Origin of the sequence: Commensalibacter melissae (genome assembly GCF_009734185.1) — a bacterium.
GTDB classification, from domain to species: Bacteria; Pseudomonadota; Alphaproteobacteria; order Acetobacterales; family Acetobacteraceae; genus Commensalibacter; species Commensalibacter melissae.
Map to the genome: position 1 here is coordinate 1305020 of NZ_CP046393.1, position 23766 is coordinate 1328785.

Consider the following 23766-nt stretch of genomic DNA (forward strand, 5'->3'; position numbering starts at 1 on the left):
ATATCAGGCAGTTAAAAGATTTAATACAAACCTTTAACTGCCTGATATAATTTTTTGAATTTTTGATATTTTTCTTGATATTGCGCACTGACAGATTGATTGGGAACATAGGTTGCCTGTATGGAAGATTCTGGCAATAAATCTCCAAATGCTACATTTGGATGACAACTCAACATTGCCAATCTTGCGGCACCCAATGCTGGCCCCACATCTCCACCTTCACGATATTGCAACGTTTCTCCTGTAATATCAGCCAGCAATTGACGCCAAAAAGAGCTTCTTGCCCCTCCGCCAATCAAACTGATATGGTCTGGCCTTAAACCCGTGGCATGTAAAACTTCCATACCCTCCGCCAATCCAAAACTTACCCCCTCTATTACTGCCTTGGCTATATCCTTCCGATCATGTTGATGAGTTAAGCCAAACAACATTCCATTTGCCTGGGGATTATTATGAGGCGTTCGCTCACCCGAAAGATAGGGAAGAAAAATAACGGATGATGGAATTGAAGAGGCCTGTCCTGCCATTTCCAACAATTTAGGCACTGTCTGAATTCCCATAATCCGAGCAGCCCAATCCAAACAGGAAGAAGCACTCAGCATAACAGACATTAGATGCCAGGTGTTCGGCAATGCATGACAGAAACTGTGAACAGCCTGTTTACAATTATTCAAAAACCCATCACTCGCGACAAAATATACCCCGGATGTTCCCAAAGAAAGCATAGCCTGACCTTTTCGCCAGATACCAACCCCAATTGCTCCAACGGCATTATCACCACCACCGGCAATAACCGAAGCTTTTGAAGTCATTCCCCATCGTTGCGCTAATTCAGGTTTAACCGTTCCGGTTGCCTGATTGCCTTCAAACAATTGAGGCATATTTTTTCGCGTCAACCCACATGCCTTTAATAAATCATCATTCCATTGACGATTTTTGACATCAAGCCACATAGTTCCAGATGCATCAGACATATCAGATGCATAAATTCCCGTTATCAACCAGCGAAGATAATCCTTGGGTAATAGGACTTTATCAATTTGTTGATATACTTCCGGCTCATGTTTGCGAACCCAAGCTATCTTGGGTGCGGTAAAACCAGGCATCAGTATATTGCCTGTTATCTCTCTTGAATTTTGTACATTCTCCTCAATTTCATTACACTCCCGATAACTACGCCCATCATTCCATAAAATAGCAGATCGCAATATTTTACCATTTTTATCCAGCAAAACTGCCCCATGCATTTGACCCGTCAACCCTATCGCTTTTACATCTTTCAAGGAATATTGACTCGATAGTGACAAAAAAACCTTGTCTGTCGCCTCCCACCAATCAATTGGATTTTGTTCTGACCAAAGGGGGTAGGGACGATAAACTTTCAGTTTTTCAGTATGGCTGGCGACAATCTGATGGTTATCATTCAATAAAATACCTTTAATACCTGATGTTCCAAGGTCAATCCCGATATACATAACCATCCTTTATAATGAAATATAATACAAAAATAATATCACTTATTTGACTGTTCCAAGCGTGACGCAGGAATTTGAAAATCCTTTATTGCAACTTTCATTCAAAAGTTTTTTAGCCTTTCCCTTATTCTTTGGAAAATCCTTACCAGACAGAAAAGCCATTCCAAGATTATACATGGCCTGGGCATTCCCTTCCTTAACAGAATTTTGCAAATAATATTCTGCCTTGCCAATATCCTTCTTAACATCCTGTCCAGTCAGATATATCTGTCCCAAAAGACGGGCCGCTTCGGAATTTCCATTACTAGCCAAGATATCAAATAGTTTAATTGCCTCAGATACGTCCTTTTTTGTACCAACCCCCTTATAATACATCTTGGCAAGAATGAATTGGGAATCTAGATCTCCTGCCGCAGTGCCTTGCATATAATATTGGAAAGCCTGACTGTCATCTTTTTGAACCCCCAATCCATTTTCATAAAGTTGACCCAGATTATAATAAGCCTTTACTTTTCCCTGTTCAGCCGCCTCCTTAAACCAATAAATGGCCTTGGAGTAGTTCTTGTCAATCTGATCATTATTTTTATATAATTCTGCCAAAACAAACTGGGTTTGTGCATCTCCCTGATTTGCACCCTTTTGATAGTATAGAATGGCCTTATTGATATCCCTTTTCACCCCTTGACCTGTTTCATACATCAAACCTAGAGTATAGATCGCATGAATATTATTTTGCGCTTCAGCCTTTTCAAACCAGAATTTGGCCTGATCATAATTTTTTTCTATGAAAAATCCCTGTTCATATAATTTACCCAGATAGAATTGCGCCTGAGCGTTCCCCTGTATTGCAGATTTTTTATACCAATCAACAGCTGCTGACGGGTCTTTCGGAATTCCGCTGCCTTTTTCATACATAGTGGCCAATTGAAATTGTGCCTTACTATCTCCTGCCTGTGCCGCTTTTTTAAAAAGGTCAAAGGCTTTCTGAAAATCCTTGTTAACCCCTCTTCCTTCTAGATATAATTCCCCCAGGGCATAAATGGCGTCATTATTTCCGGAATTGACCGCCATGTTGAACCAGTTCAGTGCCTTGGAATAATCCTGGGAAACAATTTTTCCCTCTTCATACAAAATCGCCAATTTATATTGTGCTTCCGAATATCCTTTTTCAGCAGCCTGCTGCAATAAAGATAATGCCAATTGCGAATTTGGATTAACCCCTTTACCCACCATATACATCATTGCGAGATTGTATTGAGCTGTCACATTCTTTTTCGAGGCTTTTTCATACCAATAAAGAGCCTTGGAATATTCTTTATCAACCCCAGTCCCGTTTTCATACATATTGCCAAGTTTATATTGGGCGTCAGCATAACCTTTATAGGCGGCCTGTTCAAAACATCGTTGAGCCAATTTCGGACTTTTTGTAATATATTTCCCTTCCAGATAAAGATTTCCAAGAAAATACAAGGCATGAATATTTCCCTGATCAGCAGATTTTTTGATCAGTTCTATACCTTTAGTTACATTTCTATCATTTCCCTCAAGATAAATGATACCCAATTGATACTGCGCATTTGTCTCCCCCTTATCTGCAGCGGTTTGATACCAGCGAATTGCACGTGAAAGATCTTTTTTTACCCCCTTGCCATTCTTGTACATATTGCCAAGTACATATTGGGCCTTTACATATCCGTGACGGGCTGCCTTGCGATATAACTGAATAGCTTTTTGATAATTCTGCTCGGTGTTTTCGCCATATTCATACATCACACCCAGCATATATTGAGCCTCGACATTTCCCGCCTCAGCTGATTGCTCAAAATATTCACGTGCTTTTTTATAGTTCTGAGACGTACCCTCACCCTGCATATAAAGATTTGCACGATTAAATTGTGCCTCAATAAATCCCTGACGAATCGTTTTATAGAAACAAATGCACAAAAACACAAAAATTATGCAAATTACTGCTGCACTTTTACCGATAAAGGCAATCTTAGATCTGGACATAAACCCAACAATAACAAAAAAGAAAATGAATTAAGGCTGAATTATAAAGAATTTAATCGATAAAATAAACTTAACAAATCAATTTATTAAAGGCTCGGATTCCGCTTTATCTCATCTTGAAACCTGATAATGAAATATACCAGTTACAGATATCATGTTTCGCTTAATCGAATTAGCTCCATCCCTTTTTGATGATCGTGAGGTATTCCTCTTCCCTCTAGATACATTTTTCCAAGGATTAACTGTGATTTTTTATGATTTTGATCGGCAGCTTTTTGAAACCATGCCGCAGCCTTATGATTATCCTGGATAACACCATCTCCCTTATAATACATGACCCCCAAATTAAATTGAGCCAAAACATAACCTTGTTCCGCAGCTTTTTTAAAATAATCATAGGCCTTTTGAAGATTTATTCTTGATGTCTTTCCAGTTAAATAAAGATATCCCAAATTATATTGAGCATTCATATCATTTTGATCGGCTGCCTGTTCATACCAATACACGGCTTTGTCAATATTCTGAAGGACACCCTTACCCTCCTCATACATTTGTCCAAGCATGAATTGCGCCTTGACGTAACCCTGCATCGCGGCCTTGTTATAAAAGCTGAAAGCCCTCTTATAATCTAATTCGACCGTATTTCCAGTAAAGTACAGATTGGCTACAAAATATTGTGCCTCAACGTCATCCTGATAGGCGGCTTTCTCAAAATATCCTCTGGCTTTATTAGTATTTTTTTCTCCACCTTCACCATTCCAATACATCAAAGCTAGATTATATTCCGCTTTACGATCTCCCTGATTAGCAGACAGTTCAAAATATTCACGTGCTTTTTCAAGATCCCTCGAAACACCTTGACCATTCATATAGATGAACGCCAGATTAGTTTTTGCCTCCATATTACCTTTTTGGGCGGCCTGTTCGAAATAAACTCTTGCTTTACTATAATCCTTATCAACACCCTTACCATCAAGATAGATTAAACCTAGATTGAATAAAGCCTCACCCTCACCCTGACGGGCGGCCATTAAAAAATATTCATTGGCCTTTTGATAATTTTGCTCTACAATTTGGGCATCCATATAAATCTGCCCCAATATCATCATTGCCTTTGTATTACCTTTTTGGGCCGCAATTTCAAACAATTCAAAAGCTTTTTCAACGTCAGCTTTGACACCCAAACCCTCGTAATAAATTATAGCCTTATACAAAATACCTTGCGCATATCCCGATGCAGCAGCTTTTTCAAAATATTCCAAGGCTTGTTTGTAATTTTGTGAAACACCATCCCCGTTAAAATACATTAAACCTATATCAACAGGATTGTTTCGTATTGCAGGTGAAGTTTCAATTTGTATCCGATGATTTTTTTTATTATTGGATTTATTGATTATATAAAATAATGCAATGAAACCTGTACATAAAAGAATAATTATAAAAAAAATCATATGAACCCTATCGATTCAAATTGAATGTTTAGATCCAAAATAATTCTGAAAACGAAGATAATCAATAGTAAAATTAGTTATTTATAATTCGAAAATACTTGTTCACACTAAATTAATACTTGCCTCTTATTCAGTAACAACTTTATATTTCCTATAAATCATCCAATTTGAATTTTTAAGAAAATTTGATCATGAAAAACATTAAACCAATTTCTCTTGAAGATTGTCTTCCTCTCAGACAGAAAGTCTTATGGCCTTCATTAACAGTGGAGGAATGTATTGACCCAGAAGATCAATATTCAAAACATGTTGGATATATTCTTGATAACCAGGTTATCAGCTGTTTTTCCATTTATCCAAAATTGCAAAACAATTATCAAATTCGTAAATTTGCAACTTCCCCCTCTTTTCAAAGAAAAGGTATTGGGACAAAACTTTTCACAACTGTTCTTAATGATCTGAAACAAAAGAAAATTGAATTTGTGACGCTGAATGCAAGAATAACCGCGGTTGAATTTTATAAAAAATTTGATTTTTATTTGTCCGGAAAAAAATTCATTAAAAAAAATATACCATTTATTCCAATGCAAATCGCATTGAAAGATTTTAATTTTAAATATAATTCAATTGAATAATTATTCTAAAGATATACAACTATACAGGATAAAAATTTATTGAATGGCGGAGAAGGTGGGATTCGAACCCACGGTACGCTATTCACGCACGGCGGTTTTCAAGACCGCTGCCTTAAACCACTCGGCCACCTCTCCGACTTATGAAAACTTCATATATGATTTAACGTGGATTTGGCAAGCATTTTTTTTACTTTTATTAATAAAACTGATTTTAAAAATGAAATATCATTATAAGATTAATTTGTTTAGATTAATAATAAAATAAAACATTAAATCGTCAAATCTTTGATAGAGTGACAAACATATCAGGTATTTCTTGATTATGTCTTATAAACCTTCTTTTTATCGGATATTTTATTACAATATTGGGCAATGATCGCAATTACAAATAGCTGAATTTGATGAAAAATCATTAAAGGCAATATTATCATTCCCACCATTGAGGGAGGCAATAACACGTTTGCAATTGGAACCCCGGAAGCTAGAGATTTTTTTGATCCACAAAATACAATGCTGATTTGGTCCTGCCAACAAAATTTAAAAAGTTTCGATAGCAAAAAAGAAATTATTAAAATTGAATCTAGTAAAACCACGTCAATTAAAATCAGTTTCATAAACTGATACAAGGATAATTTGTACCATAAACCTATATTCACTGCCTGACTAAAAGCTGTATAAACAACGATCAGGATTGACCCACGATCAGAACAGGATAAAAGACGGGAATTTTTTAATGCCCATTCCCTTATCCACGGCTGCAGGATCTGTCCCATGATAAAGGGTAATAACAATTGGTAAACTATGTTAAGATTATCTCTTGAAAAAATAGCCTGATGATGATTTGAAAATATTGATCCAACCAAAAAAGGAGTTATGAAAATTCCCAGAATATTTGAGGCAGTAGCTGAACATATTGCAGCTGGCACATTTCCTTTTGCGATTGATGTAAATGCAATTGACGATTGTACTGTAGATGGTAAACAGCATAAAAAAAGAATGCCCATCCATAAGTCAGGCAATAACATTTTTGGGAATAAATAATGCAAGCCTAATCCCAGTATAGGAAAAATGACAAACGTACATGCAAAAATTAGTAAATGTAATCTCCAGTGAAAAATACCCTCAATCACTGCTTGACGAGATAACCTTGCACCTTGCAAAAAAAACATAAGAGCAATGGCTATTACAGCCAGATTGTTAAAAAAAAGAACACCCGAACCATGACATGGAAAAAAGCTTGCCATTGCAACGGTCATTAATAGTAAAATTAAAAACGGGTCCAGATATTTCGGCATTGAAAATCCTTAATCTTTTAGTTTTGATCCAAATCATTATCCAACTATTATAATTTTCAATCTTTTGTAAATAACCCTTTAATATCTTTCTTAATATCGATATAGTTTAATTCTTTTTTGAAAATGAAAAATGTTTCTATGGTTATGAGTATATTTTTAAAGTCTTTGCCTTTTTTCGTGCTGATGCTTATTTATTCACTATTTAATAATGCAGTAGCTTTCGCTTCTGTAACTTGGCATTCATACTGTTCAAATATATCATCAGACACTGTTGATCATCATATCAATTCTTTACAAGTTACTAATTATACTGTCAAAATTCCGGATAATTCCAATGTTTTCCTGAATAGCAAACAGTTAATGGTAAACCAGAGCGGTAAAACCTTGTCCAAAGATCAGTTGCAAAGAGTTACCAATATCACATCGACCGGATTGTTGACCGTATTTCTGAAATATCAAATCAATTCCTGTAACAAAAATTACTATACTGATTCTATTACACCTATATTAAAACAACTTAAACAAAACGAACAACTTACCATTATATGGCGAAACATTTTAATAAAAAATTTAAACAATGCCTACAAAGCTGATGAAATACGGTTGCAAGTTCAAAATATCGCTGACAATGTAAATTTGAAACTGTTTTTTTCAGGTCTGAATGAAATAAACCCCTCTCAAAAATCAAACCTTTTCCTTCCAAGAGAAGGCATTTTGAATCTGAATACCCCTTCAAAATATTATCCCCTAATTTTAGCCGCCGCGAGTGGCAATAATGAGGATAAATTTTATGACCTGTCATTACCATTAAAAATCAATAACTTAATGATGCAGAACAATTTAACCCATATTACTGCGTATGGAAACGCCTTACTTGACCGAGAGCTCAACTTCCAATCGGCAAAAGGTAAAATCACTGTAAGCAATATGGAAAAATTGATTGCAAACAGTGGTTCTACCCGTATAAATAATCTAAAGACAGCATTGATTTTGGCTAAATTTGCCGGACGTTCTGTCGGAAACAATAATCTTGAATGGGATATAAACTGGCAGGGAAATCTGTTCAAGGTTAATAATGTTCCCATTCCCGTATGGTAATTTAAACAAAGAATATGAATTAAACAGTAACCTGATTAATGGGCTTGATACCATACCGATTATTTTCTGAACCGGGAAAACTTGCTATAACAAGAAAAATAATCTGAATTAAAAAATTGAGGTATAGATAGGGTAAGGGAATAATCATCAACAAAACCCACCAACCTGACAAATTAAGATCATGCAGGCGACGTATGAACAGCACAAATGATGGAAAGATCGTTAATAAAAAATATATTAAAAAAAATAGATGAATATCATAATAATAATAATGAAAAGTCACTCTGTAAATCAAATGAAAATATTCATCTATACAAAATAAAAAATATAGAATTAGACTATTTAAAACTGCAAAACACCAAAAACCTGATCTGCTTGTCCTGCCACTGAAATAAAAATAATGAAGTATAGCATCCCACCAATTCGATATAAAAATTGAAATCACCCGACCCAATCGAATATTATGCATCTTCATTATTTTATTTATTTCTCAAAAAAAAGCGAAACCATGGCTTCCCATGACTGCACCAATGATTGTAATGAAACTGATGGTTAATAAAAACCAGTGTAATCTCTGAACCTTAACATATACCTTATCAGGTTGTTGCTGGCCACTATTCCCTAATTTTTTATTGAGTATAAAGGGTTCAATTACAAATAACATGGTTGTAAAGATTAACCACACCAAAAACATGGCATGCATCCACCAAAATTCTATATGCTCAAATCGATTCCATATTTGCATTCGCCATACCATGTAAAACCCGGATAATCCGGCTATCAAAGTTGTAAAACGAGCCTGTGTAGCAAAACGGCTTTCAATACGATGAAATATAGACAATCGTTCGCTGGATGAAAAATTTTTACGAATGGTTGGTAGAAGAACCGTTGTCACCATACATACTCCACCTATCCAAATTACAATTGCCAATACATGTAAAGCCCGCGCCAAAATTAAATCTGACATCTTGTTTCTCTTGAATTAATTAATATGTATATTTTTTACATCAATTTAATTTGAAAAAAATAAAAGTGCAATTATAATTTGCAAGGTAATAATATAAATAGCGAAATTTAATATTCAAAACTTTGCAATAGCAAAGAAAATGCCTGTGTAAAATTGTTTCGATTGGGGTATCTCAGATAATATCCTGAAAAAGAGGGGCAGTATTCAGATAAAACATGTACAAGATGTTTTTGCTGAATGGCGTGATAAACCTCTTTCAAGGGAATATAGGCAAAACCAAAACCATCCAGTGTGGCCTGTATGACCTGGGTTAGGGTATTACAAGAAAATTGACCTTCCATATGGATTATTTGTGTATTACCCTTTACAACAAATTCCCAATCATACTGATTTTGCATAAAAGAAAGAAAGTAGTTTATAGATTGATGTTTGAGCAAATCATGCGGCGTTTTTGGAATTTTTTTATCTTGTAAATATAATGGTGACGCGACAACCGCTATTTGGACAGGTGCGCTAATTTTTATTGATAAGAAATCTTTGTCTACAACTTCGCCAAGGCTTATTTTTGCATCATATTTTCCATGAATTTCTTTTTGAAGATTGGAGGAAACCTCTACATTAAATTTTATATCAGGATAATGTCGCAAAAAATTTCGCAAATGAGGCCATACAACAAAGTTTGCAGCATGTTCATCTGTTAAAAGATTGATATTTCCAAAAGGCCTTTTTTTCAAATCAATAATCTTGCCAAGCTCTTCAACAATTTCCTCTAATCTCGGCGCAATATTTTTCAATAAAATCTCACCAAGCTTGGTTGGCTCTACACTTCGTGTAGTACGGGATAATAATTGCACATCCAGATTTTTTTCAAGATTTCGCATGGTATGACTTAATGCGGATTGGGATACACCTAATTTTGATGCTGCTTTTGTGAAACTTCTTTCTTTAGCAATTGTTAAAAAAACCAAAAGATCATTGACATTTTTTTGCAACATAATCTAATTTCTCTACTTAACTTTATTTATTTCTTAAAAAACATTTAAATTACGTAACATTATCATTAGATTAAAAAATATTCAATGATTTTAATAAATTATGTCTTATTAATAAATAAATTCATGAATGCTTCAAAATGTCATTTCTAACTAAATTCAGTCTGCTTAATTTAGGAAATGACGTTTTATTATCGGTAAATTTCAACAAGCTTGCTTAATAAGAATTGACAACGCTGAATCCGTTTTGCAAACGGGGTTTCTCGCAAATATATCAATTTACCATCAGGACGCAATCTCACAGACTGATCTTTAATACCGGCTATCCATTGTACTAATCCTTCAGGATTTTTGAATTGATTGTTAAAAAACTGAACAACAACCCCTTTCGGTCCAGCCTCAATGCGATTAACACCAACTTTTTTACAAAGTTTTTTCAGTTTCATTACATGAAGCAGATTACTTACTTCTTCAGGCAAGGTCCCAAAACGATCTATCAATTCCACTTGCATGGCTTCAATATCATCATGATTTTCCAGATTGCCTATTCGTCGATATAAACCCAATCTTACTGATAGATCCGTCACATAGGTTTCCGGGATCAGAACAGGTAATCCCAAAGTGATATTGGGTGTCCAATCCTGATTTTCCAATAACTGATTATTTTTTTCTGCACGGAGGCTTGCTACTGTTTCTTCAAGCATCTTCTGGTATAGCTCAACGCCAACTTCCCGAATATGACCAGACTGTTCTTCTCCCAGCAGATTACCCGCCCCTCTCAAATCCAGATCGTGAGATGCCAAAGTGAATCCTGCCCCAAGATTATCCAGTGACTGCATTATTTCCAGTCGCTTTTCAGAATTCTTGGAAAGAAAATGATGCTGTGGCCATGTCAAATACGCATATCCACGCTGTTTTCCCCGTCCCACACGACCTCTCAATTGATATAACTGACCTAATCCAAAATGATCAGCCTTATAGATTATCAGTGTATTGACAGTTGGCATGTCCAGTCCACTTTCAACAATATTGGTCGAAAGCAATACATCATATTTACCTTCATTGAATTCAGTCATCACCCGTTCAAGTTCTGTAGGGGATAACCGCCCATGAGCTTGTACCAACCGTAAATCTGGAACTATATCCAAAAGTTGATCTTGCAGGTTTTGCAAATCCTGAACACGTGGTGCAACACAGAATATTTGCCCCCCTCTGAATCGCTCCCTTTGAATAGCCTCTCGAATAACGATACGATCAAAGGGCATGATAAAAGTTCTAACAGCCAAACGATCAATTGGAGGCGTTGCGATTAGACTTATCTCTCGCATTCCAGTCAATGATAATTGCAACGTCCTTGGTAATGGGGTGGCAGATAATGTCAATACATGAATATCTTCACGCAAGGTTTTCAATTTCTCTTTGTGCGCAACACCAAAATGCTGTTCTTCATCTATAATAAGCATACCCAAATTTGCAAACTTGATCGTCTTGGCTAGTAAAGCATGTGTACCAATCACTATATTGACATTGCCATCTGCCAATTCCTTTTTGATCTGTGCCGCATTTTTTGATGTCACCATTCTGGAAAGTTGGGCAATTTTTACCGGAAATCCCTCAAAACGTTTCACAAAGGTTTGATAATGTTGACGTGCCAATAGGGTTGTCGGTACCACAACCGCCACCTGGCCTCCATTCATGGCCACAATAAAAGTGGCACGTAATGCCACTTCTGTCTTACCAAAACCAACATCACCACAAATCAAACGATCCATGGGACGTCCGGAAGCAAGATCCTGAATAATATCAGCAACAGCCCTTGCCTGATCATCCGTTTCAATAAAGGGAAACCGTGCACAGAACTCCTCCCACAATCCTTCAGGAGGGGTCTCGATCGTCGCTTCCTGCATCAAACGGGCCGCGGCTGTTTTCAATAACTCACCAGCCATGTCCCGAATACGAGCCTTCATTGTGGCTTTACGTTTTTGCCATGCAGGACTTCCCAGTTTATCCAGAGCAACACCCGTTTGATCAGATCCATAACGGCTCAATAACTCAATATTTTCGATAGGTAAGAATAATTTTTCATCACCATGATAAACAAGTGCTAGACAATCGTGTGGCGCAGCACCTATTTCCAGATTAACCAGTCCTTGATAACGACCAATCCCATATTCCTGATGTACAATAAGATCTCCCTCGCTAATTTCAGAAGCTTCTGAAATGAACTGCTCGGCTTTTTTCCGTTTTCTATGTGGACGTGAAATTCTTTCCCCTAACAAGTCGGCTTCAGAAACAAGAATGAAATCATCGGCAACAAATCCGCGATCCAAACCAAAAGTCAATAATCCAACAGAAGCTTCCCTGAAATTTTTAACTTCTTGCCACCCTTCCAGTTTCTGAACGGCGATTTTGTGTTCTTTCAATAATGTAGCGATGCGCTCTCTTGATCCGTTTGTCCAGCCGGCAACCAATGTTTTCCGTCCAGATGAATACCATTCCCTGAATCTTGACTTGAACATATCAAAAACATTATCGGCTTCAACTGTCAGATTACTTTTAGCAAAAACTATACCTGGCCTTCCCCCTGCATCCATTCCACTGGATCCGTCAGGCATTGCAAAAGGATAAAAATACACTCCTTTATATCGCGTGACTATATGATTCCACTCAGATTGAGTAAGATATAGCAAATCAGGTGGTAAGGGACGATATACAACTTCGCCATTTCTTACTAGCTGTTTGCGGGCTTCATAATGATCAGCAATCATTTCCAGTCTTGGTTGCAATGCCTCCTCGGCCTGATATGAAAAAGACAGTTTAACATCAGAAACATAATCAAAAAACGTTTCCATCTTATCATGAAAAAGAGGTAACCAATGTTCAAGTCCTTGAACCATTCGGCCTTCCGAAACGGCTTCATAAATTGGATCACTCATTGATCCCTGACCAAACAGTTCTCGCCATTTCGTACGAAACCTTGATATGCTTTCCTCATCCAGAGAATAAGCTGCGGTAGGTCTTAAAACAAGTTCCGTAACTTTCCGAGTTGAACGTTGCGTAATCGGATCAAAACAGCGAATTGAATCTATCTCATCTCCGAATAAATCCAAGCGGACAGGCTCTTCTTCCCCAGCCAGGAAAATATCAAATAAACTACCCCTCAAGGCAAATTCACCCGGTTCCATAACTGTATCCGTACGATTGTATCCCTGCGCAACAAGAAGTTCGACTAAAAATTCCTGATCCAGACTTTCACCCTGTTTAAGGGTCAGAGCACGTCCTGCAAAGACTGATCTGGGTGCTATTTTTTGTAATAGTGCGGGTATTGTCGTCAATATGATCCTTGGCCCGGTCAAGGGTTCAAGTAATTGCGTCAATGTTGCTACCTGTTCCGAGGTTATCGCCTTGTTCGGGGATACACGGTCATAAGGCAAACAATCCCAGGCAGGAAAATTCAAAACATTTAATTGAGGTGCGATATAATAGAGTAAATCAGCCAACCGGTTCATATCTATATCATTCCGTGCGACATGAACCAGAACATGGTTATCTTTTTGATAACATTCCTGAGCAATTTTACTTAATAAAAAGGCATCATATCCCTCGGGAGCTCCCCATATCGGCAAAAAATTTTTAAATTGCTTTTTTGAGGCTCCCCCCATGCGATTTCTCCTTAATGTTTATTCGGTTTATTTTGTTGAGCAAAATGATATAGCGAAAGAAAAACAGGACTCTCAATTTTTTTTGGGTAAGGCTCGAAACCTGTCAACCATAACATCAGATCTGTATCAGCCAATTCCATTATTTTTTCAAAATCCTCAATTTCAATAATTGTCATTGCTGGTACATTCATCATCGCAAACTGACCGATGATTAAGTCAGCCTCGAAGGTCCCTCTATGAGTTGCACGATAAATCAGTCTGCGTTTTCGTGCCTCAAGTGAACTTATATTTTCTTTTTGCTCTACCATTTAACATATCCTATACTGATATCTAAATTTAAACAATTCTACACTCTCATAACCAAAATAATCATGAGTCCCCCCTCTATTCCACCTTCCCTTTATCTTTCCATAAAACCTATATTGTCCCCCTTATCCAGTCTTAAAGGTATAGGTCCGAAATTGAGCAAGTTAATGACCCATGCAATTGGTGGTGAGCGAATTATTGATTTACTCTTTCATTTGCCCACTTCAATAATTGACCGACGATATCGCCCCAAATTGCAAAATGCAATCCCTGGAAAAATAGTTACACTTCAAATAGAAATTACCCATATTGAAAAACCCCGTCATCATAAACAACCCTGGCGTATATTTGTTAACGATGGCAGTGCTAAAGCTGAAATGATATTTTTTTCATCGTGGCAAGCGAAAAAACTAACCCTTGATACAATATTTGTTGTTTCAGGTCTCTTAGAAAATAAAAATAACAAACTGATTATAACCAATCCACATTATATTGAACCTATATATAACCAACAGGTCATTCCATTAATTGAACCTGTATGGCCCTTAACAGCAGGCCTTTTCCCAAAAAATCTTTCAAAAGCTTTACGCCTGGCATTAAACCTATGTCCCGAATTGCCCGAATGGATCAATCCTTCCCTTTTACATCAACACCATTGGCCAAGTTTTAAAGAAGCGCTTCATTTGCTACATTTTCCAGGAGATTTCCCCACTTTTTTTGAAAATCAAACCTATGAAGCTATTGAAAGTCGGGCACGTTCCCGTTTGGCATTTGATGAGTTATTCGCGGAACAATTAGCCATTACAAAAATAAAACATACAAATCAGTTAACCACAGGAAAATCCCTGATTGGTGATAATCATCTTATTTGCCACGCTTTACAAAAATTCGGATATTCACTGACATTTTCCCAAAGACAGGCATTCAAAGAAATTCAGACAGATATGGAACGCCCTTATCGCATGCTAAGATTATTACAGGGAGATGTCGGTTCCGGTAAAACCATTATTGCTATAATGGCCGCCTTACATGCTGTTGAAGCGGGATTCCAAAGTGTTATTATGGCACCCACTGAAATTCTTGCCAGACAACATTATGAAACCTTTATGAAACTTGCTCCTGTTGAAATTTCATTTTTAAGCAGTTCCATAAAAGGAATAGCTCGCAAGGAAACCCTCGATAAAATTAAAACCGGAAAAACAAAAATTGCTATCGGTACACATGCCTTGTTTCAGGAACAAGTTGTTTTTCATAACCTGGCGCTTGTCATTATTGACGAACAACATCGTTTCGGTGTTGAACAACGCATTAGACTGGGGGAAAAGGGGGAAAATACAGATACACTTGTAATGACAGCAACCCCTATTCCAAGAACCCTTTTACTGACAAGATGGGGAGAATTGCAGGTTAGTCGCCTTACAGAAAAACCTGCAAATCGGAAACCTATCCATACCACGCTGCATGCATTAAGCAAAATTGATAAAATTTTGGAAGGTATTAAAAGAGCCATTCAACAAGGTTGTCAAATATTCTGGGTCTGTCCTCTAGTTGAAGAAAACGAGGTTATGGATCTGGCTGCAGTCAAAAATCGTTACATGAGCCTACAGCATTATTTTGGTATCGAGAATGTAGGCTTAACGCATGGCCAACAAGATACTGGCGAAAGACAAGCTGAACTTGATAAATTTGCACAGAATAAAACCAAAATACTAGTTGCCACCACAGTTATCGAGGTTGGTGTCAATATTCCCAATGCTAATATCATGGTTATTGAACATGCAGAACGTTTTGGTCTTGCACAATTGCATCAATTACGTGGGCGTGTTGGAAGAGGAGAAAAACAGTCATACTGTCTTCTTTTACATGATGATAAAATTAGTTATATAGCAAAAAAAAGATTATCCCTCATACGCGACACAGAGAATGGCTTCCTGATAGCTGATGAGGATTTCAGGATACGAGGCGGCGGAGAGGTAACAGGTCGTAGACAATCCGGTTTACCCAATTTTAAAATGGTCAATGAAATCCTGTTGGATCATTGGATTAATACAGCCTGGAAAGCTGCTGAATACTGGTATAACAAAGAAACTCAAGCCTCTATTGATGAAAAAACGTCAATACAAGTTTTACTCATGTTATTTGAAAAAAATAATATTCAAAACCTTATCAAAGCAGGATGATTTCCAGAATAGCATCACAGTAATGCAACAAAACAATTTTCAATAAATTATAATTTGTAATTCAAAAAATCTGAGGAAACATCATTTTAAGATAATTAAATTAACATAAATTTATTTTTCAATTATTGAAATAATTTCATATTTAATTTGCCACAAATCAATAATGTTATAACATATTGACAAATATTTCCTTTCTCTTTTTTATATTTTCATTTATTTCAAAAAAATTAAAGTTCATATAATGATTTCAAATAATTTAATTTTAAAACAAGATTTCCGTTCATTTGAAAAAATATCAAAGCAAAAAAAAATTTGTATTTCATCCCCTGCCATTTTATCTCTTCCCAAAAATTTTAATACTATAACAGGTAAAAGGGATTTCATGCGTGGGTTGTCTTATTATAACGTAAGATCAAATCCTAAAAAAAATGATCAAATAACTTTACCTCTTACGTATTTGACTCTATTTACCCTTAAAAACGCATATTTTATCGTTTTCCCGGGACTGGACGGAGTAATCGTAACATCCGAAGGATATATCGTTGATGAACCTTCTTGTTTTTTAATAAAACAACAATTGCCACCCAGTGAAAATCATTCTGGCTTTTTATTTCCAGACATTGAACAAAAGTCCAGTTTAGATAATGTTTTTGTGGGTTTTGACGCTGCTTGCTTTAATTATTATCATTGGTTATTGTATGGAATCTCCAAAACACAATTAGCCAATTCCATATTGCCACCTGATACAATTCTTGCCTTACCATCTGAACATAGCCTATTCAACAATCGGCAATGCGCTTTCTCCCCAACAACTTATGTTCAAAGCCTTGAATATAGTGGATTGATTAATCGTGCCACTTTTATGAATTATGGTATTTACCCTGTAAAAAATCTGCATTTCTTCTGGCATAAACCCCTGATGCCGGAATTATATCTAACATTTGATGAAATTTATACCTTATTCGATACAATCCAGCTCCCTGTCAATACTTCATTACCCAAACGTTTTTACATTTCAAGGGAACATCATCCAAATCCTCGAATTAGTTTTGATGAACAACGTATTATTGATAAAGTTTTGAATGAGAAATCAATTGAAAAAGTGTTTCTTGAAAACATGGATTTTGCTGCACAAGTCAATCTTTTTCGTCAGGCTGATCTGATTATCGCCCCTCATGGTGCAGCTTTAGCAAATATGGTCTTTGCAAAAAAAGATACAGCTCTATTGGAGTTAAATAGAAAACTGGATAACCAAAATCATCTGCGTAATTGTTTCTATCTTCTTACCGCAGTTAAAAAGCAACGTTATGGTTGCATAAATTTAAGTGATCAACCTTTAACAGAAAATGATTTATCCAGTGCGATAAATCAATTGATAAATTAGAATTCCTTCATCTGATCATTAAATGCAATATTAACAAACAAAAATCAAGGTAAGGTAAATTAAAAAATATTATAATATTTTAACAGTTCACCCTTTAGGAAAAATCTTTTCCGCAGTTTAATAAATCCCCCAATGATTAATAAACCCAATATTCTCAATTATGATTCAGTTTTCAAATATCGCATAAGCAACGCATATTCGAGAGAAAGATTTTTCTGGACAGGAATGTAGACAATATGACTATTTCCTGGGGCGATTTTAATGGCTTCCCCTTTCGTGTTTTCCATTTTTTCTAAAGTAAAGCTAACATTTCCGCCAGGAGTCATTATTTCTAGTTGATCACCAATTTCAAAACGGTTTTTAACCGCGATTTCGGCAAGACCATCCCTGAAATTACCAGTGAATTCACCAGCAAATTGCTGTTTAACCGAAATTGATGAACCTGTTTCATAATTTTGATATTCATTATGTTTATGTCGACTTAAAAAACCTTCAGTATATCCACGATGAGCCAGAGATTCCAAACTTGTCATCAAATTCATATCAAATGGCCGACCTGCCAAGGCATCGTCAATTGCCTTGCGATATATTTGAGCAGTACGGGCACAATAATAATGAGATTTTGTTCTCCCTTCAATTTTAAGGGAATAAACACCAATATTAACCAACTTTTCAACATGCTGAATTGCTCTCAGATCCTTTGAATTCATGATATAAGTGCCATGTTCATCCTCAAAAGCTGTCATCTCCTCATCAGGGCGTTTTTCTTCGCGCAGAATGAAAACTTTATCCGTTGTCTCCCCTTCACCCAAGGTTGGTGGAACATCATCAGATTTACAACATGTTTCAGATTGGTTTTTATTGACAATTTCTCCCAATTCATTTTCTGTTGCCTCTTCAACATCATATTTCCAGCGACAAGAGTTTGTACATGTTCCCTGATTGGCATCACGGTGATTAATATATCCCGACAATAGACACCGACCTGAATAAGCCATGCAAAGGGCCCCATGCACAAATACCTCCAATTCAATATCTGGAACATGTTGATGAATTTCTTCAATTTCCTTGAGGGAAAGCTCACGTGACAAGATAACCCGTGTTAATCCCATCTCTTTCCAAAATTTAACCGTGGCCCAATTAACAGCATTGGCCTGGACGGATAAATGTATGGCCATTTGAGGAAAATGTTGCCTCACCATCATAATTAGTCCAGGGTCAGACATGATCAAAGCATCAGGTTCCATGGTGACAACAGGCTCCAAATCTTTGATAAATGTCTTTAACTTTGCATTGTGAGGTGCAATATTAACCACCACATAGAAAGATTTTCCTTGAGCATGTGCCTCATCAATACCGATTTTAAGATTTTGGTGATTGAATTCATTATTGCGAACTCGCAGACTGTAACGTGGTTGTCCTGCATAGACCGCGTCTGCACCGTATGCGAATGCATATCGCATGGCCTTTAACGTACCAGCTGGACTTAAAAGTTCTGTTTTCAAAGATTGACGCATAACAAGGTAAAACTTTAATGAAATAAAAAAGCCTTTTTAACAAGGCCAAGAAATTTTTCAACCTTTTAAAAAAGCTATATGAAGATAAAATTATTTATCTTCATAATTTAATTTATCTAGGCAAGAGAACATGCCTCCGTTAACCGTCTGACCACTCTTTCTCGCCCAATCAGCGGTAAAAGCCCTCTCATCTCCGGCCCTTTATCCTCTCGTGTTAATGCCAGACGCAATGGATGAAAAAGAGATTTTCCCTTTCGACCACTAACCTCTTTCAAAATATTGGTCCATTGGCTCCAGGTCTCTTGCCCCCAAGGTTCAGTTGGCAAACATTCCAAGGCCAGATGAAGATATGATTTATCTTCATCCGCAACTTCAGGAATAATATCCTCATGAACCAAATCCCACCAATATCGCGTTTCAGACAATATATCGATATTGGGTCGGACAATATTCCAGAATTCTTCTGTAACAGCTTCAGGCAATCGATCTCTGACTTCTGAAAATTCCATTGTATGTAAACACTTTTTATTCAATGCCAACATTTGTTGAATATCGAACCTTGCTGGTGAACGCGAATATGAGGATAAATCATAATCCTTTGCCAATTCGTCAACAGACAACAATTGTGGATCTCTTGATGTCCCCAATCTTGCCAGATAGGAAACCACAGCTTTTGCCTCCAATCCATCCTCGCGTAATCGGCGCAAAGAGATACTTCCCAATCGTTTTGAAAGCTTACCCCCATCCTCGTCAAGCAGTAACGGTAGATGTGCAAACTGGATCGTATTTGGATGATCAGTCAATGCCTCAATCAAATCCAGTTGAACACCTGTATTTGTCACATGATCCTCACCCCGGATAATATGCGTAATGCCACTTTCAAGATCATCGACAACTGATGCCAAAGTATATAAAACGGTACCATCCGCCTTGATCATGACTGGATCGGAAATGGAGGATAATTTGACGTGACAGTCACCCATAACCAAGTCTTTCCATTTCATTTCACGCCCAGAAAGCATGAAGCGCCAATGAGGTTTTTTTCCGTTTGCCTCTGACTCTTTTCGTTGTTCAGACGTAAGCTTAAGCATTGCCCGATCATAAATAGGAGGCTTATTTTGCCGACGACGCAACTCTCTCTTAAAATCAAGCTCCTGTTTAGTTTCAAAGCATGGATACAGACGCCCAGACTGTTTTAATTTTTCTATTGCCAATTGATAACGATCCATACGTTCAGATTGACGCATGAATTCATCCCAGCCAATCCCAAACCATTTTAATGCCTGATATATTTCCCGAACATATTCCTCCTTGGAGCGTTCAACATCCGTATCATCAATACGCAACATAAAGGTTCCACCATGATGACGGGCATAAAGTGCATTAGCAACTGCTAGACGGGCATTTCCTACATGCATTAAACCAGTAGGACTTGGGGCAAAACGTAATTTCATAATCTGTACTTGTATTTTAATTAACAAAGAAAACTTATATTATTTGTCGTCTTCAGGAAAATCATCCTCTTCCACCAAACGACGTGGATCAAGCGCACGCCAGTCCCTTTCCATTGGCGTAGCAACATTTTCAATAAACATCATAATGGAATCCGAAGAATCCCAATTCTCTTTTTCTCGTGAATCAACAACTTTCGCATCTTCTCCAAAAGCTGACCAAGCATCAAAGATTTCCTGTCGTGAAGCTCCCGGAATACGGCATCTTTCAACACTGTCCCGAACATAAGTTTTGGCGAATGCATTGGCATGTTCCAAACTGTAAAAACCGGCAACCACTTCAGTGACCTCATTTTTTTGCTCACTCGAAAGATCAAAGATCTGTACATTATATTCTCTCTTGTCTTCTTTGTTCTGATCTTCTTGATTTTGCAAATTATTTACCCCATTCATATATTATAAATTATCATATTCCCAAGTTAGGCATATACTGTCGGGCAAGATTAATCAAAAATTCCCGACCTTTTTTAACCAAAGGTTTGCCATTATAGGCAATAATATCGGCAGTTGCATATGTTTCATTCCATAAAACAGGAATGAATGAACCGGTCCCGACAATATCAACCGGGGCTCTTGCTTCAGAAATGATACGACATTTCTCGATATCAAACCCCGATGAGGCAATGATCTTAACCCTATCAAATCCGGCCTCATCAAGTTTTTTACGCATATACCATATTGCAGCCGCAGAGACACCTGTTCCTGCCAGATATGTCAATTCTTTTTCGGAACAATAGCGTTGAATTGTTTCAGGAGCATATCGCATTAACAGTTCATATGATGACTGTCTATTCAGTCCTTCAATGTATCGTCCACCATGAGTATCCAAGCGCAGCAAAACTTTACCCTGGGCCGCCAATTCTGGAAAAGCCTTGCAAACCGCCAATCCATCGGTAATTTCTTGACCAAAGTAATCAACCAATACACCAAGTTCCTGATCTGGAAACTGCCCATGAAACATTTCAGCAGCTTTAAGGGTTGAACCGGCATAACCGATCAAGGCGTGCGGCATTGTTCCAAGTCCATGATGTAATCCATAAAATTTTGAGGTTATCGTACTCGCAGTCCCGATAAATCCTTTCGCTCCGTTCTTTTTTTGTGCTGCCTTGCTACCAACCCATGCAGCATACTCCACCAACTCCTGCATTTCATAACCGGCACAATGTCGCGCATCCATCGCGATGAAGCTTGTATCTGGCAAAAGTTGGGTCATCTGAAACGCATTGCAGGCGGCAACACAACAGGCGCCGAGTTTTTGCAATAATATGGTTTCCAGTGTGACAAGCTGTTTAAAGGATCCCTTTAAGTATAGTATCGGCAACCCTGCTCCAACCCATTCCCCTTCTGGAAATGCCAGTTTATAACTGGCATTAATTTTTTCCCTGGCGATAATATGCTCTAGCCATTCAAGAGCAATACGAGGTGCAGAAATTACAGGACGTCGTAAAAAAACGGCATAAACAACTTCTGTATCCCCATATTGCTCGATTATTTTCTGTGTACGAACAAAATACATATCCGTACGATTTAATATTTCCTCATTATTACCAGGTACTGTCACAGCCAAGGTAGATGACAGAATTTTATCCACGTTCTTTTTCTCTAATCCATCAGTCATCCATTTGACTTTCAATAATATTACAAAACAATATTCCTGTTAATGAGCCGCAAAATTTCTTTTGGTCAACTCATCAGCAAGCAGAAAAGCGATTTCCAAAGACTGTTCAGCATTTAAACGAGGATCACAAAATGTCTGGTATCGTTTTGCAAGATCAGACTCCTTTAGATGATGGACTCCACCGATACATTCCGTAACATTTGTTCCGGTCATTTCAACATGAATACCACCCGGAATAGCGTTTGAAGAAGTCATTACATCAAAAAAACCTATAACTTCAGCAAGTATTGAATCAAATGAACGTGTCTTGACCCCGTTACTTGTTGAAATCGTGTTCCCATGCATTGGATCGCAAAGCCATGTAACAATATGACCAGAATCTTTAATCCCCTGAACTATCTTGGGCAAATAATCCCTAACTTTTGCAGCCCCCATGCGACTGATCAGAGAAATACGTCCCGGTTCATTGTTTGGATTCAAAATATCCAACAATTTTAATAAATCCTCCAAATCGGCAGATGGACCAACCTTGATACCAACCGGATTTTTAACGCCTCGCAAAAATTCAACGTGCGCACCATCAGGTTGACGTGTTCTATCACCTATCCATAAAAAATGCGCCGAACAATTATACCAGTCATCGGATGTTGAATCAATTCGTGTCAAAGCCTGTTCATAGGGCAATAATAAGGCTTCATGAGATGTGTAAAATTCTGTTTCATGAATTTGCGGCGTATTTTGTGATGTCAAGCCACAAGCTTTCATAAACGCTAGAGTTTCATCTATTCGATTGGCCAATTTGTTGTATTGTTTTGCCAGAGGCAGGCGCTTGACAAAATCCAGATTCCAGCGATGGACTTCATTTAGATTAGCATAGCCACCATTTGCAAATGCACGGATCAAATTCAAGGTCCCAGCTGACTGGAAATAGGCAATTTCCATTCTTCTCGGATCTGGAGTACGGGCCTCTTTCGTAAATTCAGCTCCATTGATAATTTCGCCACGGTATGATAAAAGACTCATACCGTTCTTATTTTCATGTGATGAAGAGCGTGGTTTGGCAAATTGACCTGCAATGCGACCAATTTTTACAACAGGAACTTTTGCTCCAAACGTCAGGACGACAGCCATTTGAAGAATAACCCTGAACATATCCCGAATGATATCAGCCGTAAATTCCTCAAAATTTTCAGCGCAAGGCCCACCCTGTAATACAAATGCCTTACCTTCCGCTGCTGCTGCCAATTGCTTTTTCAGTTTACGCGTCTCACCTGCAAAAACCAAAGGTGGATATTGGAATAATTTATCTTCGATTAATTTCAATACGGATTGATCTGGATATTCTGGCACCTGTTTAATTGGAAATGAACGCCAAGAATCTGGTGTCCAGTTCTTATTTACATTAGCATCAGACAATATCTTACTATCCATTGTAAATCCTGTTTCAATAAAAGCTTAAATTACAAATATTTTATCTAATATTTTACATTCAAACATACAATAACATTTTCCTAAAAAAACATATTATTTATCTTATAATATAAAAAATTAACCATATTTATAAAATAATTAACCAGCAGCTTTAATATTGTATGGTGTTTCATATAATATACTCTATACAGATACACGATTTTTATATAAAACTTTCCTTAAATATCTTTGACC

At 37.1% G+C, this 23766-nt stretch carries 18 protein-coding genes and 1 tRNA gene; 4 read left to right on the forward strand and 15 right to left on the reverse strand.

The window, feature by feature from the left end:
• Nucleotides 1-20: 20 nt before the first annotated feature.
• From xylB to GN303_RS05800, 3 genes are all read right to left on the reverse strand, one after another.
• Nucleotides 21-1475 carry a xylulokinase gene (gene xylB / locus GN303_RS05790; RefSeq protein ID WP_110438232.1) on the reverse strand — a complete coding sequence of 485 codons (1455 nt, stop codon included), beginning with the start codon at nucleotides 1473-1475 and terminating at the stop codon, nucleotides 21-23.
• Between the two features lie 42 nt (nucleotides 1476-1517).
• A complete protein-coding gene (locus tag GN303_RS05795; protein WP_110438233.1) occupies nucleotides 1518-3485 on the reverse strand; it encodes a tetratricopeptide repeat protein in 1968 nt (655 codons plus the stop codon).
• Nucleotides 3486-3637: 152 nt separating this feature from the next.
• Nucleotides 3638-4936 carry an SEL1-like repeat protein gene (locus GN303_RS05800; RefSeq protein WP_110438234.1) on the reverse strand — a complete coding sequence of 433 codons (1299 nt, stop codon included), beginning with the start codon at nucleotides 4934-4936 and terminating at the stop codon, nucleotides 3638-3640.
• A gap of 191 nt (nucleotides 4937-5127) precedes the next feature.
• Here GN303_RS05800 and GN303_RS05805 point away from each other — a divergent pair, with 191 nt between their 5' ends.
• A complete protein-coding gene (locus GN303_RS05805; protein WP_110438235.1) occupies nucleotides 5128-5571 on the forward strand; it encodes a GNAT family N-acetyltransferase in 444 nt (147 codons plus the stop codon).
• A 44-nt stretch (nucleotides 5572-5615) separates the two neighbouring features.
• Here the strand turns inward: GN303_RS05805 and GN303_RS05810 are convergent.
• Nucleotides 5616-5706 (reverse strand) — tRNA-Ser (locus GN303_RS05810).
• Nucleotides 5707-5891: 185 nt separating this feature from the next.
• Nucleotides 5892-6866, reverse strand: coding sequence for a bile acid:sodium symporter family protein (locus GN303_RS05815; RefSeq protein ID WP_110438236.1), 975 nt, complete (start codon nucleotides 6864-6866; stop codon nucleotides 5892-5894).
• Between the two features lie 144 nt (nucleotides 6867-7010).
• Here GN303_RS05815 and GN303_RS05820 point away from each other — a divergent pair, with 144 nt between their 5' ends.
• Nucleotides 7011-7964 (forward strand): hypothetical protein, encoded by a 954-nt coding sequence (locus GN303_RS05820; protein WP_146206646.1) that lies wholly within the window; start codon nucleotides 7011-7013, stop codon nucleotides 7962-7964.
• 19 nt (nucleotides 7965-7983) lie between these two features.
• Here the strand turns inward: GN303_RS05820 and GN303_RS05825 are convergent, their stop codons facing one another.
• The 5 genes from GN303_RS05825 to GN303_RS05845 form a co-directional block, all read right to left on the reverse strand.
• The gene (locus GN303_RS05825; protein ID WP_110438238.1) at nucleotides 7984-8439 is read right to left on the reverse strand and encodes a DUF805 domain-containing protein; all 456 of its coding nucleotides are present in this window, start codon (nucleotides 8437-8439) and stop codon (nucleotides 7984-7986) included.
• Nucleotides 8440-8454: 15 nt separating this feature from the next.
• Nucleotides 8455-8931 (reverse strand): hypothetical protein, encoded by a 477-nt coding sequence (locus GN303_RS05830; RefSeq protein ID WP_110438239.1) that lies wholly within the window; start codon nucleotides 8929-8931, stop codon nucleotides 8455-8457.
• Between the two features lie 107 nt (nucleotides 8932-9038).
• Nucleotides 9039-9926: a LysR family transcriptional regulator gene (locus tag GN303_RS05835; protein WP_110438240.1), complete on the reverse strand. Its 888-nt coding sequence runs from the start codon at nucleotides 9924-9926 to the stop codon at nucleotides 9039-9041.
• A gap of 188 nt (nucleotides 9927-10114) precedes the next feature.
• Nucleotides 10115-13585 (reverse strand): transcription-repair coupling factor, encoded by a 3471-nt coding sequence (gene mfd / locus GN303_RS05840; RefSeq protein ID WP_110438241.1) that lies wholly within the window; start codon nucleotides 13583-13585, stop codon nucleotides 10115-10117.
• 11 nt (nucleotides 13586-13596) lie between these two features.
• On the reverse strand, nucleotides 13597-13893 hold the full coding sequence (locus tag GN303_RS05845) for an FAD assembly factor SdhE (protein WP_110438242.1): 297 nt from the start codon (nucleotides 13891-13893) through the stop codon (nucleotides 13597-13599).
• Between the two features lie 63 nt (nucleotides 13894-13956).
• Between GN303_RS05845 and recG the strand changes: the two genes are divergently transcribed.
• Together recG and GN303_RS05855 are read left to right on the forward strand one after the other, a co-directional pair.
• The gene (gene recG / locus GN303_RS05850; RefSeq protein WP_110438243.1) at nucleotides 13957-16071 is read left to right on the forward strand and encodes an ATP-dependent DNA helicase RecG; all 2115 of its coding nucleotides are present in this window, start codon (nucleotides 13957-13959) and stop codon (nucleotides 16069-16071) included.
• Between the two features lie 382 nt (nucleotides 16072-16453).
• On the forward strand, nucleotides 16454-17455 hold the full coding sequence (locus GN303_RS05855) for a glycosyltransferase family 61 protein (protein ID WP_158523854.1): 1002 nt from the start codon (nucleotides 16454-16456) through the stop codon (nucleotides 17453-17455).
• Nucleotides 17456-17613: 158 nt separating this feature from the next.
• On the opposite strand, the gene trhP is transcribed toward GN303_RS05855, so the two are convergent.
• The 5 genes from trhP to GN303_RS05880 all read right to left on the reverse strand — a co-directional run bounded on the left by trhP (nucleotide 17614) and on the right by GN303_RS05880 (nucleotide 23532).
• Nucleotides 17614-18972, reverse strand: coding sequence for a prephenate-dependent tRNA uridine(34) hydroxylase TrhP (gene trhP / locus GN303_RS05860; RefSeq protein WP_110438245.1), 1359 nt, complete (start codon nucleotides 18970-18972; stop codon nucleotides 17614-17616).
• Nucleotides 18973-19088: 116 nt separating this feature from the next.
• Nucleotides 19089-20426: a glutamate--tRNA ligase gene (gene gltX, locus GN303_RS05865; protein ID WP_110438246.1), complete on the reverse strand. Its 1338-nt coding sequence runs from the start codon at nucleotides 20424-20426 to the stop codon at nucleotides 19089-19091.
• Between the two features lie 39 nt (nucleotides 20427-20465).
• The gene (locus GN303_RS05870; RefSeq protein WP_110438598.1) at nucleotides 20466-20858 is read right to left on the reverse strand and encodes a hypothetical protein; all 393 of its coding nucleotides are present in this window, start codon (nucleotides 20856-20858) and stop codon (nucleotides 20466-20468) included.
• Nucleotides 20859-20889: 31 nt separating this feature from the next.
• A complete protein-coding gene (locus GN303_RS05875; RefSeq protein WP_370533600.1) occupies nucleotides 20890-22101 on the reverse strand; it encodes a beta/alpha barrel domain-containing protein in 1212 nt (403 codons plus the stop codon).
• Nucleotides 22102-22140: 39 nt separating this feature from the next.
• The gene (locus GN303_RS05880; protein ID WP_110438247.1) at nucleotides 22141-23532 is read right to left on the reverse strand and encodes a class II 3-deoxy-7-phosphoheptulonate synthase; all 1392 of its coding nucleotides are present in this window, start codon (nucleotides 23530-23532) and stop codon (nucleotides 22141-22143) included.
• Nucleotides 23533-23766: the final 234 nt, after the last annotated feature.